This is a genomic window from Bacillus lumedeiriae, assembly GCF_044891285.1.
In the GTDB taxonomy this organism is placed as follows: Bacteria; Bacillota; Bacilli; order Bacillales; family Domibacillaceae; genus Pseudobacillus; species Pseudobacillus lumedeiriae.
The window spans coordinates 31,289-47,574 of the sequence record NZ_JAUIYO010000009.1; the positions used below are offsets into that span (position 1 = coordinate 31,289).

The 16,286-nt window shown below is 43.3% G+C and carries 18 protein-coding genes and 1 pseudogene; 4 read left to right on the forward strand and 15 right to left on the reverse strand.

Features of this window, described 5'->3' with window-relative positions; translation table 11 throughout:
* Positions 1-14 precede the first annotated feature (14 nt).
* The 11 genes from QYG89_RS11845 to QYG89_RS11895 form a co-directional block, all read right to left on the reverse strand.
* Complete coding sequence (locus QYG89_RS11845; protein ID WP_404317568.1) at positions 15-1,532, reverse strand: aldehyde dehydrogenase family protein; 1,518 nt, start codon at positions 1,530-1,532, stop codon at positions 15-17.
* 14 nt (positions 1,533-1,546) lie between these two features.
* Positions 1,547-2,320 (reverse strand): enoyl-CoA hydratase-related protein, encoded by a 774-nt coding sequence (locus QYG89_RS11850; protein WP_404317570.1) that lies wholly within the window; start codon positions 2,318-2,320, stop codon positions 1,547-1,549.
* Positions 2,321-2,334: 14 nt separating this feature from the next.
* Complete coding sequence (locus QYG89_RS11855) at positions 2,335-3,111, reverse strand: enoyl-CoA hydratase/isomerase family protein (RefSeq protein WP_404317572.1); 777 nt, start codon at positions 3,109-3,111, stop codon at positions 2,335-2,337.
* Positions 3,108-3,416 carry an EthD family reductase gene (locus QYG89_RS11860; protein ID WP_404317574.1) on the reverse strand — a complete coding sequence of 103 codons (309 nt, stop codon included), beginning with the start codon at positions 3,414-3,416 and terminating at the stop codon, positions 3,108-3,110. Before QYG89_RS11860 ends, QYG89_RS11855 begins: the two co-directional genes overlap by 4 nt.
* An 18-nt stretch (positions 3,417-3,434) precedes the next feature.
* A complete protein-coding gene (gene paaD / locus QYG89_RS11865; RefSeq protein ID WP_404317576.1) occupies positions 3,435-3,935 on the reverse strand; it encodes a 1,2-phenylacetyl-CoA epoxidase subunit PaaD in 501 nt (166 codons plus the stop codon).
* A gap of 26 nt (positions 3,936-3,961) precedes the next feature.
* Complete coding sequence (paaC, locus tag QYG89_RS11870) at positions 3,962-4,774, reverse strand: 1,2-phenylacetyl-CoA epoxidase subunit PaaC (RefSeq protein ID WP_404317578.1); 813 nt, start codon at positions 4,772-4,774, stop codon at positions 3,962-3,964.
* Positions 4,771-5,115, reverse strand: a complete 345-nt coding sequence (gene paaB / locus QYG89_RS11875) for a 1,2-phenylacetyl-CoA epoxidase subunit PaaB (protein ID WP_404317580.1) — start codon at positions 5,113-5,115, stop codon at positions 4,771-4,773. Before paaB ends, paaC begins: the two co-directional genes overlap by 4 nt.
* 22 nt (positions 5,116-5,137) lie before the next feature.
* The gene (gene paaA / locus QYG89_RS11880) at positions 5,138-6,091 is read right to left on the reverse strand and encodes a 1,2-phenylacetyl-CoA epoxidase subunit PaaA (RefSeq protein ID WP_404317582.1); all 954 of its coding nucleotides are present in this window, start codon (positions 6,089-6,091) and stop codon (positions 5,138-5,140) included.
* 233 nt (positions 6,092-6,324) lie between these two features.
* Positions 6,325-6,564, reverse strand: coding sequence for a ferredoxin (locus QYG89_RS11885; RefSeq protein WP_404317583.1), 240 nt, complete (start codon positions 6,562-6,564; stop codon positions 6,325-6,327).
* Between the two features lie 56 nt (positions 6,565-6,620).
* Positions 6,621-7,613, reverse strand: coding sequence for an NAD(P)/FAD-dependent oxidoreductase (locus tag QYG89_RS11890; RefSeq protein WP_404317585.1), 993 nt, complete (start codon positions 7,611-7,613; stop codon positions 6,621-6,623).
* Positions 7,614-7,649: 36 nt separating this feature from the next.
* Positions 7,650-8,978 carry a phenylacetate--CoA ligase family protein gene (locus tag QYG89_RS11895; RefSeq protein ID WP_404317587.1) on the reverse strand — a complete coding sequence of 443 codons (1,329 nt, stop codon included), beginning with the start codon at positions 8,976-8,978 and terminating at the stop codon, positions 7,650-7,652.
* Positions 8,979-9,472: 494 nt separating this feature from the next.
* Here QYG89_RS11895 and QYG89_RS11900 point away from each other — a divergent pair, with 494 nt between their 5' ends.
* From QYG89_RS11900 to QYG89_RS11915, 4 genes and pseudogenes are all read left to right on the forward strand, one after another.
* Entirely contained in the window at positions 9,473-9,829 is a 357-nt protein-coding gene (locus QYG89_RS11900; RefSeq protein ID WP_404317589.1) for a DUF485 domain-containing protein, read from the forward strand.
* Positions 9,826-11,376, forward strand: coding sequence for a solute symporter family protein (locus QYG89_RS11905; protein WP_404317591.1), 1,551 nt, complete (start codon positions 9,826-9,828; stop codon positions 11,374-11,376). The genes QYG89_RS11900 and QYG89_RS11905 overlap by 4 nt, the downstream gene beginning before the upstream one ends.
* A gap of 6 nt (positions 11,377-11,382) precedes the next feature.
* The gene (locus QYG89_RS11910; RefSeq protein WP_404317593.1) at positions 11,383-11,844 is read left to right on the forward strand and encodes a PaaI family thioesterase; all 462 of its coding nucleotides are present in this window, start codon (positions 11,383-11,385) and stop codon (positions 11,842-11,844) included.
* Positions 11,845-12,341: 497 nt separating this feature from the next.
* A pseudogene (locus QYG89_RS11915) lies at positions 12,342-12,665 on the forward strand (transposase); the annotation flags it as partial.
* 225 nt (positions 12,666-12,890) lie between these two features.
* Here the strand turns inward: QYG89_RS11915 and QYG89_RS11920 are convergent.
* The 4 genes from QYG89_RS11920 to QYG89_RS11935 all read right to left on the reverse strand — a co-directional run bounded on the left by QYG89_RS11920 (position 12,891) and on the right by QYG89_RS11935 (position 16,134).
* A complete protein-coding gene (locus tag QYG89_RS11920; protein ID WP_404317595.1) occupies positions 12,891-13,358 on the reverse strand; it encodes an S-ribosylhomocysteine lyase in 468 nt (155 codons plus the stop codon).
* A gap of 116 nt (positions 13,359-13,474) precedes the next feature.
* Positions 13,475-14,023 carry a hypothetical protein gene (locus tag QYG89_RS11925; protein WP_404317598.1) on the reverse strand — a complete coding sequence of 183 codons (549 nt, stop codon included), beginning with the start codon at positions 14,021-14,023 and terminating at the stop codon, positions 13,475-13,477.
* 248 nt (positions 14,024-14,271) lie between these two features.
* Positions 14,272-14,952, reverse strand: coding sequence for a response regulator (locus QYG89_RS11930; RefSeq protein WP_404317600.1), 681 nt, complete (start codon positions 14,950-14,952; stop codon positions 14,272-14,274).
* A 27-nt stretch (positions 14,953-14,979) separates the two neighbouring features.
* Positions 14,980-16,134 carry a sensor histidine kinase gene (locus tag QYG89_RS11935; protein ID WP_404317602.1) on the reverse strand — a complete coding sequence of 385 codons (1,155 nt, stop codon included), beginning with the start codon at positions 16,132-16,134 and terminating at the stop codon, positions 14,980-14,982.
* Positions 16,135-16,286 lie beyond the last annotated feature (152 nt).

Sequence of the window (16,286 nt, forward strand, 5' to 3'; positions counted from 1 at the left end):
TACTCATCAGTCAATTAAACTCCGAGTGGATTGATCGGACGACTGCCGTAATAAGAAATGATGCTCTTCGTTTCTGTGTAAAGATCTAATGTTTCAATGCACAGCTCACGGCCGAATCCAGATTGTTTGTATCCGCCGAATGGCGTACCAGGGAATGCAGAGAATGGGCAGTTGATCATAACGATACCTGCTTGAATTTGGTTCGCTACGCGAGTCGCACGCGCACCGTCTTTAGACCAGACAGCAGAACCAAGACCGAATTCTGTATCATTCGCAAGTTTGATTGCTTCTTTTTCATCTTTAAATTTCATGATGACAACAACCGGGCCAAAGATTTCTTCTTTCACGACTGTCATATCATGGTTGACGTTTGCAATAACCGTCGGCTCATACCAGAAGCCTTTTTCGAAGCCTTCTGGATGTGCTTGCTTACCGCCTGCAAGAATTTCAGCGCCTTCTTTAATCGCAGATTGAACATAGCCGTCTACTGTATCAAGCTGACCTTGGTCAATAACAGCACCAACATGTGTTTCTTTATCAAATGGATTGCCAAGCTTCAATTTTTTCGTTTTCTCAACAAACTTGCTGACAAACTCATCGTAAATGTCTTCATGAACGTATAAACGAGAACGCGCTTCACAGGATTGTCCTGTGTTGTAGAAAATACCGAACAATGAACCGTCTACAGCGGCATCGATGTCCGCATCTTCGAATACAAGGTTAGGTGATTTTCCGCCAAGCTCAAGTGTAACGCGCTTTAATGTTTGAGATGCTTTCGCCATGATGTCTTTACCGATTGGTGTAGAACCTGTGAATGCCACTTTGTCCACTTTCGGATGCTCCACTAAGTAGTTGCCCACTTCAGAACCTGAACCAGGAACGATGTTTACGACACCAGCGGGAACGCCTGCTTCTAAGCAGATCTCACCAAGAATGATCGTTGTCAGCGGAGTAAGAGAAGCTGGTTTTACGATTACCGAACATCCAACTGCAATGGCAGGTGCGATTTTCCAAGCAGCCATCATCAGCGGGTAGTTCCATGGAGTGATTTGCGCACAAACACCTACAGGCTCTTTCTCAGTGTAGTTGTGGAATTGACCAGGCATATTGTTTACTGCACCACGGTGGCCGACAAGAGCGCCCGCATAGAACTCAAAATCTTCAATGGCTTGAGACACTTGTCCTTGTGCTGCTTGAAGAGATTTACCTGTGTCAAGAATTTCTAATTCGACAAGCTCATTGAAACGAGAGCGCATAATAGCAGCAATTCTGTTCAATACTTGTGCGCGGCGTCCGATCGGATACTTCTTCCATTTACCGTTATCGAATGCTTCGCGTGCTGCTGCGATCGCTTTCTCTGTATCTTCTTGTGATGCTTTTGCTACTTCAGCCACTAATTCACCAGTTGCCGGGTTGTATGTTTTAAATGTTTCGTCTTTGCTGCCTTTTACTTTCTCGCCGTTGATGATTAAATGATAAAAGTCGCGTTTGATCGCTTCTTGTTCTACTTTCGTTTCTTGAGTTGTTGACATATATGACACTCCCTTTATTTTCCTGAGAAAACAGGTTTTCTTTTTTGCATAAATGCTTCCACACCTTCGCGGTGATCAGCTGTTAACCCAGCTGCCCGCTGTCCTTGCGCTTCGTGCTCTAAGTAGTCTTCAAAAGAAAGCACAGAAGCGGCTTTCAATGACCGTTTAATTAGGCCGATCGCTTTTGTTGGCATAGCTGCAAGACGAGCCGCAAATGCGCTGACTTCTTCTTCAAATGTGTCCATGGGAATCATTCGATTCGCAAGTCCCATCTCAACTGCCGCCGCAGCTGGTACTTTCTCTCCTAAAATAGACAGTTCCGCTGCTTTTGCCTGACCGACAAGCTGCGAAAGAAAATATAAGTTACCAGAGTCCGGAATCAAACCGACATGGACGAAAGCATTCACGAAACTAGCTTTCTCCGAAACAAGTCTGAAGTCGCAGGAGAGTGCAAGAGAGAATCCTGCTCCCGCAGCCACTCCGTTTACAGCTGCTACAATTGGTTTTTCACATTTGCTAATTTGTTTGACCATCGGACCGTAATGCTTTCTTAACACTTCTCCGTGGTCCATGTTTTCATCGACTTCCGATAGATCTTGGCCGGAACAAAACGCCCGTCCTTCACCTGTAATCACGATACAGCGAACGTTCTCATCTTGTGAAGCAGCTTTCACTGCGTCTTTCACTTCACGATTCATTTGCGCTGTAAAGGCATTTAACGTATCAGGTCTGTTTAAAAAGAGCCAGGCGACTCCGTCTTTAACGTCGTAGCGAACCGTTTCAAACATTCGACAAAGCCCCCTTACTTTCCTGTATAATTCGGTTTTCTTTTTTCAACGAATGCATTCATGCCTTCTTTCTGATCCTGTGAGGCAAACAGTAAATAGAAGTTCTTCCGTTCATACTGCATGCCTTCATATAAAGAGTAGTCCACTGCTTTATTCACTGAATCTTTAATAAGGCGGATGGAAAGAGGCGGCTGGTTCGCGATTCGATTCGCAAATTTCATCGCTTCTTCCATTAACAGTTCAGGTGCAACAATTTTATTCACGACACCGTGTGCAAGTGCAGTTTCGACTGGGATGCGTTCACCCGTCCACAGCCATTCAAGTGCTTTCGTCCGGCCGACGAGCTTTGTTAATCTTTGGGTACCGCCTGCTCCCGGCATGACACCGATCGATACTTCCGGGAATGAAAATTCTGTGCCAGGTGCGGCAATTAAGAGGTCGCAGCTCAATGCCAGTTCAAACCCTCCGCCGAAGACAAACCCTTTGACGACACCGATGATCGGCTTCTTAATCAATGAGATTCTGTCCCAATCCGCAAACTGATTTAACAGCTCCAGGCGGATCGGATCGTCCTCTGCCATTTCATCGATATCAGCACCGGCTGAGAACGAATGTCCTTTTCCTGTTAACAGGATGACACGAATATCATCATCACGGTCGAATGTTTCCATCGCCTCTACGATCTCGCTGACCATTTTGCGATTCAAAGCATTCAACTGGCGGGGGCGGTTTAATTCAATCACCGCCGTGCCGCCTGTTACAGATGTTTCGATGAATTCAAAACCGCTCATTCTGCGTCCTCACCGATCATGAGGGTAACCAGGTCACCTGCAAATCCCATTAAGTCTTTCCCAGAAGCTTTTCCTTCGTCTGAGCGCATGCCATTCTTTAAATCTTCCATGCTGTCATAGATCATTTCGCACATAAGATAGTATTCTGCTTCTCCGCCGGTCATCACTGATTTATTGAATTTCGTTACTTTCATTTCACGAAGACCTGGAATTTTTGCTGTAAGTGGGGCATGCACATTAAAATAGTGCTCATCGAATTTCTCTTTATCTTTCGGTTGTTTATACAATGCTACTACTTTAGCCATTGTTGATCCTCCTCTACTTTACATCATTGTTGAAACAGGCTTCATCGCTTCAAATGGATTTTTACAGCTTTTGCAGTACAAAATGCTTCTGCACGCTGTCGGCCCGAAGATATTTTCCATCGTGACATACGTTGATTCACAATAGGGACAATCGACATGCCAAGAGCCATCTTCTTCAAAGTGCTCCGGCGGCGGGGCAATCCCGAACGCGCGCAAACCTTTGTGGCCTTCCTCTGTGATCCGGTCTGACGTCCATGGCGGGTGAAAAATAAATTCCACTTCCACGTCTTCCACAGACGGCAGTTCGTTCACTGCATTCACGATATTCTTTTTAATAATATCCAGTGCCGGGCATCCTAAAAATGTCGGCAGAAGAACAACTTTTACGTTCTTTCCTTCCGTAACAACCTCTTCCACCATGCCGAGATCAATAATGCTGACTGTATCAATCTCCGGGTCTTTTACATTGTTGAGTGCTTCATATACTTGTTGATTAAAAGATTCTACAGATGCAGTCATTAAAGACACCTCTTTCCGGTATTAGATTACCAAGCAGCAGCCGTATCCAATCGATACACTTCAGAAAGAGTGGATAGCGCTTCTGTTAAGTCTTCTGTATGTTCGCCATTCCGTCCGCTCTTAGCTGGAGCTTCAGGAATCACTGGCACTTCCATTCCGATCGATTCAAAAATTGGTGCCATGTTTGCTTTCCATTTATCTTTTAATTCTTCTTCGCTGGCCATCAAACCGTTGCTTTCGATCGCTGCTTTCTGATCTCCATAAGAGAAGACATCTCCAAAGTCTTTCATTACGCGTTCGATCGCTTCGTTCATTTTCTTTTTCGCTTCGTCTGTAGAGCTTAACAATTGAACGAACCATGTTTTCCAGTGCAATAGGTGATAGTAAAGCTCCATGTTTACTTTTACCGCTGCTTCTGCAAGTGGTGTATAGGAGCTTTGGCGTAAAGAATCAATTTTTACTTTTTTCGCCTGTGCGTAGAAGAAGCTTCTAACGACTGCGTACGCCCAGTCATAGTTAGGTGTTTCCATGTAATTTCCTTCACCGTTCACACGCTCAGCTAACACGCTGTTTTTTCTTTCTTGTGCCGGACGAAGGTGAGCAAGTTCATCTGCATTTCCTACTTCCAAGTCTTCAAGAAGTGTGTAGTACATTGCTGCATGCCCCATTGTGTCTTGGCTGATCGAGGAAGAAGCAACGTCTTCTTCAATATGAGGAGCAAGTCCGAGCCACTCAGAACCGCGGTAAGCGACTAAGAAGTCGTCATCTGCTAGTTGAAATAACAAGTTCGTTACTGCTTCTTTGTACTCTGGACTTAATACGTTTTCTGCGCTGCTCATTTGTTGTCGCCTCCCCAAGACAGAATTTCTTTTTCATCCAGCATTTGCTGTTCGTAATGACGCCATTTTTTCTTTAAGTAACCGTAGCCTTTTGTTGTGCGGTAATCTTTATTGTCAAGTCTGCTGAGTGTTAATTTCTCTTCAGCGTCCATTCCTCTAATGTGTTTTCTGTTCACGATCCAGATGTCTGCAACTGGTTCGCGGCGCATGAAGTTCTCCTGTGCCATGATAAGGGCCATATCTTCGTTTGGAGCTAACAGACTGAACTGATGCTGGAATGCAGAGCTCGGAGTCCGCTTGCTGAATACTTCATATTCTTGGTAAAATGTTTTTTCTGCCATTTTTCTGCTCCTTTCTGTTCGCTCAGTTTACTGTTGCTGCAAGTGCGTCGCGCACCCACGCGTTATTTTGATAAGAAGATCTGCGTAAGTTCAAACGTGCTTGAGAACGTGGACCTTCGTTTTTAATGATTTTCTTAAACTCTGCCCAATCAGGCTGCTGATAAATCCACTCTTGCTTTTCTTCATCATATCGCATCGTTGGATCTGGAATGGTTAATCCAAGTGATAAGATACGCGGGATATATTTATTAAAGAAGTCTTGTCTTAATTCTTCGTTTGTTTTTGTACGGATTTTATATTTAATTGTTACATCTTGTTTAGAAGCGCCTGTTGTTGCTTTGCTCGCTGGGCCAAAGAACATAAGAAGTGCATCCCACCAGCGGTTTAATGCATCTTGAATCATTGCTCTTTGTTCTTCTGTACCTTCTGCAAGCGCCATGATGATCGATTCCCCATGCTGAGCGTGGAATACTTCCTCTGCACAGATACGCTGAAGTGCTCTTGCGTATGGACCGTAAGAAGCGCCAAGCATGTTTGTTTGAGTGATAATAGCGGCACCGTCTACGAGCCAGCCGATCAATCCTGCATCTCCCCATGTTTTTGTATCCATATGGAAGACGTTGTGGAATTTCAAATCGCCATTAAATAAGTCTTGCATTAAGTCGCCGCGGTTTTTGCCGTATGGCTTTAATAAATCTTCCGCCACACGAAGCAGAAGCTGTCCGTGTCCCATCTCGTCCTGGACTTTCGCCATGATGCCAAGCTTTCTTTTAAGGGAAGGAGCTTTAGGCACCCATTCTTTTTCCGGAAGCGCTCCCATTATTTCGCTGATTCCATGCATAGAAATTAATTTAATAAGCGCCACGCGGTATTCTTCAGGCATCCAATCATCTGCTTCGATTTTGTCTCCTGCCTCGATACGCTGCATAAATTGTTCCAATTTTTCTTCTTCAGTCATCATTGCTAGATTAGACATTGCGTGCTCCCCCTCAGTTCTATATTTGAAATTTCATTAATTTCATATAACGTTTTTATAACGTAATTATAATTTATTGTTATACATAATGCAAATATATTCTGATAATTTTTTAAAATTTTTTCGGGATATTTAAACGCTTTCATGTCGGGATCCACTTTCTACACACACATATAAACGCCTATCTTATCGATAGGCGTTTATATAAGTATCATATGATATAAAAATCAACTTTAGACTTGTTCAACACAGAATGGCTGTTGAGCTATTTTAATCGACTCAGTCGGGCAGCCGTCTGCCGCATCTTCTAAGTCATCAATCAAATCGTCAGGAACTTGGGCTGTCCCCTCGTTATCGTCAAGGATCACATAGGAAAGACCTTCATCATCATAATCAAAAATGTCTGGTGCACTGGCACCGCAAGCTCCGCAGGCAATGCACGTCTCTTTATCGACAATCGTATATGTTGCCATGATGTTGTTTCCTCCTTTAAACATTATTCGTGTATGCGATTATTTCACCGCTCCGATTATCCCATAATGGATGTGCTGTGAAGCGGCTGTACTTTTGATTTTGGATCAATATATACTTTCGCGTTGCTGATCGCCGTTGGTGCTTCACCAAAACCGCTCGCAATTAATTTTACTTTTCCTTCATACGTACAAATATCGCCGGCTGCATAAATGCCTTCGATATTTGTTTCCATGCGGGAGTTCACGACGATGCTGTTTTTCTCGATTTCAAGACCCCAGTCCTTGATTGGGCCAAGAGAAGAAACGAAACCGTATGTTACGACAACATCATCTACGTCGATCACTTCTTTGTTCGTGCCTTTTACTTCTTCAAGGACCACTTGTTCAATCCGCTCTTCACCGATTAATTCAGTCGGCACGTACGGTGTCATAATGTTAACAGACGAGTTTTCCATCGTTTCGACACTATGCTCATGCGCACGGAATTTGTCGCGGCGGTGGGCGATCGTTACTTTTTCAGCAATCGGCTCCAGCATAAGCGCCCAGTCTACAGCAGAGTCGCCGCCGCCGAATACTTGTACTTTTTTGCCGGCAAATTGGTTTAAGTCGTTAATGAAATAGTGAAGGTTTTTGCCTTCGTATTTCTCTGACCCTTCAAGCTCAAGTTTTCTCGGCTGGAACGCACCGTTTCCTGCTGTAATAATGATTGTTTTCGTATAGTGTTCGCCGGCGTTTGTCGTTAACTTAAACACGCCATCGGCCTGCTTTTCTACTTCTTGTACCGCTTCTTCAAGACAAATCGTCGGATTGAATTGATTCATTTGCTCTTTTAAATTATCTATGAGTTCCTGCGCTCTCACTTTCGGAAAGCCGGCTACGTCGTAAATATATTTTTCAGGGTACAGTGCAGAAAGCTGTCCTCCGAGCTGCGGAAGGCTTTCGATAATTTTGCACGACATTTGTCGCATCCCCGCGTAAAATGCGGTAAATAACCCGACTGGGCCTCCCCCGATAATAGTTACGTCAAAGATTTCCTGATTACTAGACATTCTGTATTTCCTCCTTCAATGTAAGTGATTCCTTTATTATACCTCGACTTTATCAGAATTTCTAAGGTCAACTACACGAATCGCCTTTCCTTCTGATCTTGGAATCGCTTTAGGCACATTGAAGACGATATGCATTGTTACTAAGCATGTTGATTTCATCAAATGCTGAATCTCTTTTTTCATCTGCTGCACGCGGGCATGAGCAAAGTCTCCTGCGATTTCTTCATATAGTTTGCTTTCTACTTCTACATGAAGTTCTACGCCGTCCATCGTACCTTTTCTTACTAGATGGATTTGGTAGTTCGGCGCAAGTCCTTCAATTTGCAGAAGCACGCGCTCGATTTCAGATGGGAAAACGTTCACTCCGCGAATGATGATCATATCATCTGTACGTCCTTTGACTCTGGACATTCTAACCGTCGTCCGTCCGCACTTACATTTTTCTCTCGTAATAGAGGCAAGATCGCCTGTACGATATCGAATAACTGGAAACGCTTCCTTCGTCAAGCTTGTAAACACAAGTTCACCGACTTCGCCTTCAGCCACTGGCTCTTGCGTTTTCGGGTCAAGAACTTCAAGGTAGAAATGATCTTCTTGAACATGCAGCCCATCCTGTGCTTCGTGACACTCGATCGATACACCAGGCCCCATAATTTCGCTTAGTCCGTAAATATCAACCGCTTTCAAATTAAATGTTTCCTCTAACTTCGCACGCATTTCTTCAGACCATGGCTCTGCACCAAAGATACCGTACTCAATCGCTGTATCTCTTGGATCTTTCCCCATTTCCTGCATTTTCTCAGCAATGTTTAAAATATAAGACGGTGTTCCGCAAATACCTCTGGGCTTAAAGTCTTCAATAATTGTAATTTGTCTTTCAGTGTTACCGCCAGAAATAGGAACAACTGCTGCTCCAAGCGTTTCTGCACCGTAATGCAAGCCAAGACCGCCAGTAAATAATCCGTATCCGTAAGCATTGTGGAAAATATCTGACTTTTTCCCGCCTGCCGCTACAATCGCACGGGCAACGACTTCGCCCCATACTTTAATATCATTTTCGGTATAACCAACTACCGTCGGTTTTCCACTTGTACCGGAAGATCCATGAATACGAACGACATCTTCTTGCGGTACCGCAAATAAACCGAATGGATAGTTATCTCGTAAATCTTGTTTTTTCGTGAAAGGAAGTTTTCTTATATCATCTAAACTTTTGATGTCTTCTGGAGTGATACCCAGCTCTTCAAACTTTTTCTTATAACATTCCACATTTTCGTACACTCTTCTTGCTGTTGTTTGAAGGCATTCAAGCTGCAAAGCTTCCATTTCGGAACGCGCCATTGATTCAATTTGTGGATTATACATGTGTACCCCTCCATTACATAATATATAACCTTGATGTTCGCGAGAACTTTTCTAATAAAATTCACATAACACTTTTCATACGAAACTTTAAATATTAGTAATATAACTAAATATTAAAATTCCGATAGCTAGTTTGTCAATAATAATTTCTGAAAATTCATATTTGAAATTTTCGTTCTTATATTCTTTCCATTCAGTTTTGTTACCGTTTCCATTTTTCATAGCTTTCAAAAAAAGATATCGAATTATTTTACTGAAATATTAGAATTTTAGATTTACACATGGAGAAGGGTATGGTATTTTGATTTCAAGATTTATAAGCGCTTTCATTCATGTCGTTTTTAAATCGTTTGTCTGTTTTTCTGTTATAAACTAACAAAAACCAAAGGAGGAATGCCGCTTTACTCTCATTTATTTTACTCAAATACAGTAGCAGAGAATCACAGCAAGATCCATTTCATTATATATCTTCTATGGAGAAAGGGGTTATTTAAATGGGTGCTTTACCTCAAAAAGATCATATGTCTTCAGCAGCCCTTCCAAACAAGCCAGACTATACACAATTAGTACAACAAGCCGACTTTCAAAAGCTCATAAAGAAAAAGAAATCATTTATTGTTCCGATGACGATCTTCTTCCTTGTGTTTTACTTTATGCTGCCAATCTTGGCTGCTTATACAGATATTTTGAAAGCGGATGCATTCGCTGGACTTACGTGGGCCTGGGTGTACGCGCTGGCACAATTTATCGTCGTTTGGATTGCTGGAATCGTTTATATTAAAAAAGCACAAGGCTATGATGCTCTAGCCGCATCAATTTTAACCGAAAACAAGGAGGAATTAGATGTATGAGCATACTATCATTAGCTTTATTTCTAGGAATCATCTTCTTGACCCTCGGCATCACCTATCTTTCGTCTAAAAAAACAAAAAGTGCAAGTGACTTCTATACAGCTGGTGGCGGATTAACCGCGTGGCAAAATGGACTAGCTGTCGCCGGTGACTTTATGTCTGCCGCTTCCTTCCTTGGCATTACAGGCGCGATTGCTTTAGTCGGTTTTGATGGATTTTACATGAGTATCGGCAACCTTGTCGCCTTCTTATTCTTACTATTTCTCGTGTCAGAGCCATTGCGTAATTTAGGGAAATATACGCTTGCTGATATGATTACAGCCCGATTTAATTCAAAGAAAGTGCGGGGAATGGCAGCAATCAACACGCTTGTCATTTCGATCTTTTACATGATTGCCCAGCTTGTCGGAGCAGGAGGATTAATTAAGCTTCTTCTCGGCATCGATTATTGGCTGTCGGTTCTTATTGTTGGCATTCTCATGACGATCTACGTTATTTTCGGAGGCATGACGGCTACGAGCTGGGTACAAATCACGAAAGCCGTGCTGCTTCTTGGCGGATCATTTATTTTAACGTTTATTGTTTTTGCTAAATTTAATTTCAGCGTCACTTATATGTTCGAACATGTGAAAACAGTGACTCCGCTTGGCGATATGTTCCTTCATCCAGGAAATAAGTACACAGATGCGCTTGATATGATTTCATTCAATATGTCACTCGTTCTTGGAGCTGCCGGACTGCCGCATTTGCTTGTCCGTTTCTTCACAGTAAAGGATGCAGCAACTGCCCGGAAATCTGTCGTATATTCCACTTGGTTTATCGGTGCCTTTTTCATTATGACGATTTTCCTCGGTTTCGGCGCAGCTGCATTTGTCGGCTTTGAGAACATTGTCGCAGCAAACCCGGCTGGCAATATGGCCGCACCGTTGCTTGCTCAAATAGCTGGCGGCGAGTTTTTATTCGCTTTCGTTTCTGCCGTCGCTTTTGCAACGATTCTCGCTGTTGTTTCAGGGCTCGTATTAACATCCGCTTCTGCTTTTGCCCATGATATTTACGGCCAAATTATTAAAGGCGGCAACATGACAGAAAAAGAGCAAGTGCTTGTAGCCCGCGTTGCTTCGATCGCCGTTGCTGTCGTTTCGATCTTGCTGGCCATTTTTGCGCAAACGTTAAATGTCGCTTTCTTGTCTGTTCTCGCACTCGGTATTGCAGCAAGTGCAAACTTACCGGTTATTCTATGTACGATTTATTGGAAGCGCTTTAACGCCGCAGGTGCAATTACTGGTATGTTATTCGGCCTCGTGAGCTCTGTCGTTCTCGTTCTTTTGAGCCCGAACGTATGGAATCCTGTACCGGGAGCAGCTATCTTTACGGGTGATCCTATTTTCACTATGGCTAATCCAACGATCTTCACGGTTCCACTCGGCTTCCTTGGCGCTTATTTAGGAACGATTCTGTCCCGTGAAAAAGCCAATGAAGACATGTTCGCAGAAGTGCTGTTTAAGTCTAACACAGGCCATGGCATCAGCTCAGCACAAGACCATTAAGGAAAGGTGATTGAATTGACGAAACAAATAGACGAACTCGAAGTCCACGATACACACTACGAACAAATCTTTGAAACACTGAAACAAGAGCCCTATGCGAATCATTTGGGCATCCAGTTAACAAAGCTTGGTAAAGGAACGGCTTCTGCTGAGCTCCAAATCGAAGACCACATGTTAAATGCCCACGGAACTGTGCACGGCGCCGTCATGTTCGCTATCGCTGATTACGTATTCGCAGCAGCGAGCAACTCTTACGGCAAAACATCCGTCGGCTTATCCACAAACATGAACTTTATGGCCCCCGGCCGTAAAGGAGCTCTTCTAACGGCGTCCGCAGCGGAAGAAAAGAAAACCCGGCGAATCGCCTGGTACCGGATCACCGTTGAAAGCGAAGGAAACCTCTTAGCAACGATGGAAGCCACCGTATATCGCAAAGACCAATATTTCGTCCCAGTTGACGAATCATAAAATAAAGAGAGGATGTCCCAAAGGTATAACTTTTAGGGACACCCTCTCTTTTGTATGGTTCTTTACACTTGTCTGTTGATTTCTGTTTCAGGCGCTTCGCTTTCCCCGCAGGAACCTTCGCACCTTCCACTCCAATCAAATCAGTGAAAAATAATCATTTGAATTTTGTCAAAAAACAAAAAAAAGACTGACCCTAAAAAGTCGTTTTTAACGACCCAGGCTATAGACAAACTCGATGAAAATCGAGATTTGCCTGCAGTCTTTTTTATTTTGCTTGTGGATGAGGGCTGTTGATTTCTATTCCAGGCACTTCGCTTTCCGCGGGGCGGGCGGTGAGCCTCCTCGTCGCGAACGCTCCTGCGGGGTCTCACCTATCCCGCTAATCCCGCAGGAGTCTTCGTGCCTTCCATTCCAATCAACAGGGTTTACAAAGTTAGGGTAGCCGTACAATAATGACTGTTTTAAAATAAATAGATAAAATGCTTGAGGGGATGAAGATGCTTCCGAAAAATAATCCAATCCAACGGGACCAATTAGAAATGATCGCTCTAGACCAGCTTGTACCAGAGAATCATCTGGTTCGTAAAATGGAGGCAACCATTGATTTCTCTTTTATTTATGACTTAGTGGAAGAATTGTACTAGGAAGTAGGCCGCCCAAGCATTGATCCTGTTACTTTAATTAAACTGACATTCATCCAATATACATTTGGCATCTGCTCTATGCGGAAGACGATTGAAGAAGTGGAAACGAATATGGCTTATCGCTGGTTTCTCGGTTATAGGTTCCATGATAAAGTGCCGCATTTCTCCACCTTCGGCTCGAGGTCACAAGCCATTCCGCCCAGAAGGTGAAAGAACAACCTTCTAGACGGCTTGTCTTGTGCTTGTCGCCGATAAGCAGGCGCTCTGCGCTTTTCTTTGTCCAGCTCCGAGCGCCATCGGCTCGAGGTCACAAGTCATTCCGCCTAGAAGGTGAAAGAACAACCTTCTAGACGGCTTGTCTTGTGCTTGTCGCCGATAAGCAGGCGCTCTGCGCTTTTCTACTTAAAATACTTCTGTCCACTCTTGGCGTTTTGACAGCATATAACGGGCCAGTTCTTTCGCTCCTTCAAGACTGTGGCTCGCTGCCCATCCGCACTGCACTTCATTGCAGGCTGGCACTTCTGTTGCTTCTAGTACGTCTTTCAGTGTTGCTTCGATAATTCGTAAAATATCATCGTAGTCTTCATGATTAATGACAGATAGATAGTAGCCAGTCTGGCATCCCATCGGGCTAATGTCTACAATTTTATCAGAATGATTGCGGCTAAACTCCGCCATCATATGCTCAAGGGAATGAATCGCAGGCATGTCCATATGCTCTTTATTTGGCTGAGAAAAACGCAGGTCGTATTTGAAGATCTTATCACCATTCAATCCTTCTTTCGTACCAGCAAGCCGAATATAGGGCGCCTTTACTTTCGTATGATCCAAATTAAAACTTTCCACGTTCATTTGCTGCTTTTCAGTCATGACAATCGCTCCTTTATGAAAAACTAACTTCTATTTGGGTTAAGATGAAAATATCTAAGATGGATTTTTTCTATATTCTTCTATTAGTATATCATAGTTATCCGGTCCCTTTTAGACTATTTCATGGCGGATAAAGCGGTTTGTTTCCAGCCGTCTTCTTCTTTATTTAATTTCATTACTTGACGCGTTGTTTCTTCTATTTCTTTTCCTGTCTGCAAATCCTTCGTTATGGACTTCATGACAATAAACATATACGCTTCTTTTTTCTCTTCATCGTATTTAATAATAACGGTATGCTGCGGCTCCATTTTCGCTTCAAAGGTGTCAAACACTTTTTTTACATATAACCGCTCTTCTTCATAATTACGTTCTGTATGTTTGGATATGGTGCTCATATAGGCATCGAGGTCCTTTGCATTAAATGCATCGACATGCCGGGCGAGCGTCTTCATTAATGCCTCTTTCTCTTCCGGAGGAAGATTCTTCGCTTCTTCAATAGGCTGAGTGACGCGATTCTCCCCTGTCTCTTTGGATCCATCCACTGCCGGCTTCGTTTCGCTTGTTGTTTGTGGTGCCTCCGCTTTCTCTTTCGTCTCTTCCTTATCGCTGCAGCCGGCGATCAAAAGTCCCGCCAGCAAAACAAGTCCCATTGCTTGTCTTTTCAACCGCTTCACGTCCTTTCTGCCTTATTGTATGTCAAAATCCCTTCTATTCTCAACTATGCCGTTCGTTAACAAACATCATCAACTTGCAGGCGACTTCCCGTCAAATATCGTCGGTTCCTTTTCATTTGCGGGCGCTTTCGGCCATTTACGGGTGGAAAAGGGAAACTTTCGGTCGGACATAGGCACATTACAGGCAAATCAGCTCCACTCCGCAAAAAGCGGCAGGTACGAAACCTGCCGCTAAAAAATTATCGCACTTCCACCCAGCCTTTTTTAATCGCAGTGACGACTGCTTGTGTCCGGTCGTTCACGTTCATTTTTTGTAAAATATTGCTGACGTGGTTTTTCACTGTTTTTTCACTTATATACAATGCTTCGCCAATCGCACGGTTGCTTTTTCCATCTGCAAGCAGCTGAAGTACTTCACATTCACGGCGCGTAAGCAAATGCAGCGGACGGCGCACTTCTGTTTGCTGGAAACCTTTTCCTTTACCTTCATCATTAGCAAGGCGGCGATAATCAGAAATCAAGTTATGCGTCACGCGCGGATGCAAATAAGAGCCGCCGTCAGACACAACTTTCACTGCTTCGATGAGTGCGTCTGCATCCATTTCTTTTAATAGATAGCCCATCGCCCCAGATTTCAAGGCATGTGTGACGTAATTTTCATCATCGTGAATGGAAAGGATGATCACTTTCGTATCTGGAAACTTTTCTACAAGTCCGCGTGTCGCTTCCACTCCATTCACTTCCGGCATGTTAATATCCATTAACACGACATCAGGATGGTACGTCTCGATCAGCCCAACAGCTTCTTTGCCGTCATCCCCTTCAGCTAACACTTCAAATGATTCTTCAAATTCTAAAATTCGCTTAACCCCTTCACGGAATAATTGATGATCATCAATAATAACGATTTTCGTTGTCATTGGATTCTTCCTCCCTTAATTCAACCTCTACTCTACAATAGGAACGCGGATCACAACGAGCGTTCCTTCATCTGGCTTTGAGTGAATGGATAGGTCTCCCTCCAGTAATTCAAGGCGTTCCTTCATCCCCATGATGCCAAATGAACTTGTTTTTTTCTCTCTTACATCAAATCCACGGCCATTATCTTTAATAACGACTAGTACTTGATGTTCTTTTATTTCTAACTTGACTGCAATTTCGGTTGCTTCTGAATGTTTCAGTGCATTTTGTACGGATTCCTGAATCAAACGGAATAAGGCAACTTCCAGTTTCGATGGGAGCCGCCTTTCACTCCCCATATTTTTAAAGTGAATCTTCGTTGTTTTTTTCAATGATTGAACGTGCTCTTCTATCGTTAGTAAATATTTTTTTAACGTCGGAACAAGACCGAGATCGTCAAGAGCCATTGGGCGCAAGTCATAAATAATCCGACGGACTTCATACAGAGCCGAGCGAACCATTTGTTTGAGGCTGCGGATTTCTTTGAACGCTTCTTCCACGCCTCTCTCTCTGTACAATCGTTCAATTAAATCAGACCTGAGCAGTACATTAGCCATCATCTGCGCCGGACCATCATGTATTTCACGAGATAACCGCTTTCGCTCCTCTTCCTGAGCTTCCATAATCTGCAGACCAAATTCCTGCTTCAAACAGGCATCTTCTAATGCCTCACCAATTTGCTTCATATCTTGTGTCAAATAATTCAAAACAACGGATACTTGGGAAACGAGGTGTTCCGCCCGCTCGATCGTAGACTCAACGACAGACAAACGCCGTTCCAAGTCATTTCTTTTGTCAACAAGCTGCTTTTCTTTTTGCCTCGAAACGAGCAGCTTCATTTGCAGGTCATGAGCCTTTTCATATGTCTCACGAATCGCTTCTTCAGAATATGTATGAAAATTCTTGCTCACTTTCGACAGACGATTTCTTGCCAGCCTGACTTTGTTTTCTAAATCATCCTGCTCGTCAATTAACGCATGTACTTCAGTACGTACTTGCTCAAGTTCACCGAGTAGGTCTTCATAGTCTTGTCTGCTTTGTTCAGCAATGGCGAATAATTCTCCCTTGCTTTGATCTACCGTTACAATCATTTTCTTTAAAATTGTATCTAAAAGTGATGTACTCGTGTTTTTAGCAGCCATCAGGTTATCCCTTCCTCGATATCCCTATTTTACCTTTTTGTGATCTGTATAACTATATGAGGATAGAATCTTACGTAAAATCCCTTCTAAAGACCCTTAAAAATAAAAACAGCGCTTTCTCTTTAGGTCATAACGACCTAAGTTTCGTACAT

Excerpts from the sequence above, each read along its gene's own strand:
- QYG89_RS11845 (WP_404317568.1), bottom strand. The coding sequence starts at position 1,532 with ATGTCAACAACTCAAGAAACGAAAGTAGAACAAGAAGCGATCAAACGC.
- QYG89_RS11850 (WP_404317570.1), bottom strand. The coding sequence starts at position 2,320 with ATGTTTGAAACGGTTCGCTACGACGTTAAAGACGGAGTCGCCTGGCTC.
- QYG89_RS11855 (WP_404317572.1), bottom strand. The coding sequence starts at position 3,111 with ATGAGCGGTTTTGAATTCATCGAAACATCTGTAACAGGCGGCACGGCG.
- QYG89_RS11860 (WP_404317574.1), bottom strand. The coding sequence starts at position 3,416 with ATGGCTAAAGTAGTAGCATTGTATAAACAACCGAAAGATAAAGAGAAA.
- paaD (WP_404317576.1), bottom strand. The coding sequence starts at position 3,935 with ATGACTGCATCTGTAGAATCTTTTAATCAACAAGTATATGAAGCACTC.
- paaC (WP_404317578.1), bottom strand. The coding sequence starts at position 4,774 with ATGAGCAGCGCAGAAAACGTATTAAGTCCAGAGTACAAAGAAGCAGTA.
- paaB (WP_404317580.1), bottom strand. The coding sequence starts at position 5,115 with ATGGCAGAAAAAACATTTTACCAAGAATATGAAGTATTCAGCAAGCGG.
- paaA (WP_404317582.1), bottom strand. The coding sequence starts at position 6,091 with ATGTCTAATCTAGCAATGATGACTGAAGAAGAAAAATTGGAACAATTT.
- QYG89_RS11885 (WP_404317583.1), bottom strand. The coding sequence starts at position 6,564 with ATGGCAACATATACGATTGTCGATAAAGAGACGTGCATTGCCTGCGGA.
- QYG89_RS11890 (WP_404317585.1), bottom strand. The coding sequence starts at position 7,613 with ATGTCTAGTAATCAGGAAATCTTTGACGTAACTATTATCGGGGGAGGC.
- QYG89_RS11895 (WP_404317587.1), bottom strand. The coding sequence starts at position 8,978 with ATGTATAATCCACAAATTGAATCAATGGCGCGTTCCGAAATGGAAGCT.
- QYG89_RS11900 (WP_404317589.1), top strand. The coding sequence starts at position 9,473 with ATGGGTGCTTTACCTCAAAAAGATCATATGTCTTCAGCAGCCCTTCCA.
- QYG89_RS11905 (WP_404317591.1), top strand. The coding sequence starts at position 9,826 with ATGAGCATACTATCATTAGCTTTATTTCTAGGAATCATCTTCTTGACC.
- QYG89_RS11920 (WP_404317595.1), bottom strand. The coding sequence starts at position 13,358 with ATGACTGAAAAGCAGCAAATGAACGTGGAAAGTTTTAATTTGGATCAT.
- QYG89_RS11930 (WP_404317600.1), bottom strand. The coding sequence starts at position 14,952 with ATGACAACGAAAATCGTTATTATTGATGATCATCAATTATTCCGTGAA.
- QYG89_RS11935 (WP_404317602.1), bottom strand. The coding sequence starts at position 16,134 with ATGGCTGCTAAAAACACGAGTACATCACTTTTAGATACAATTTTAAAG.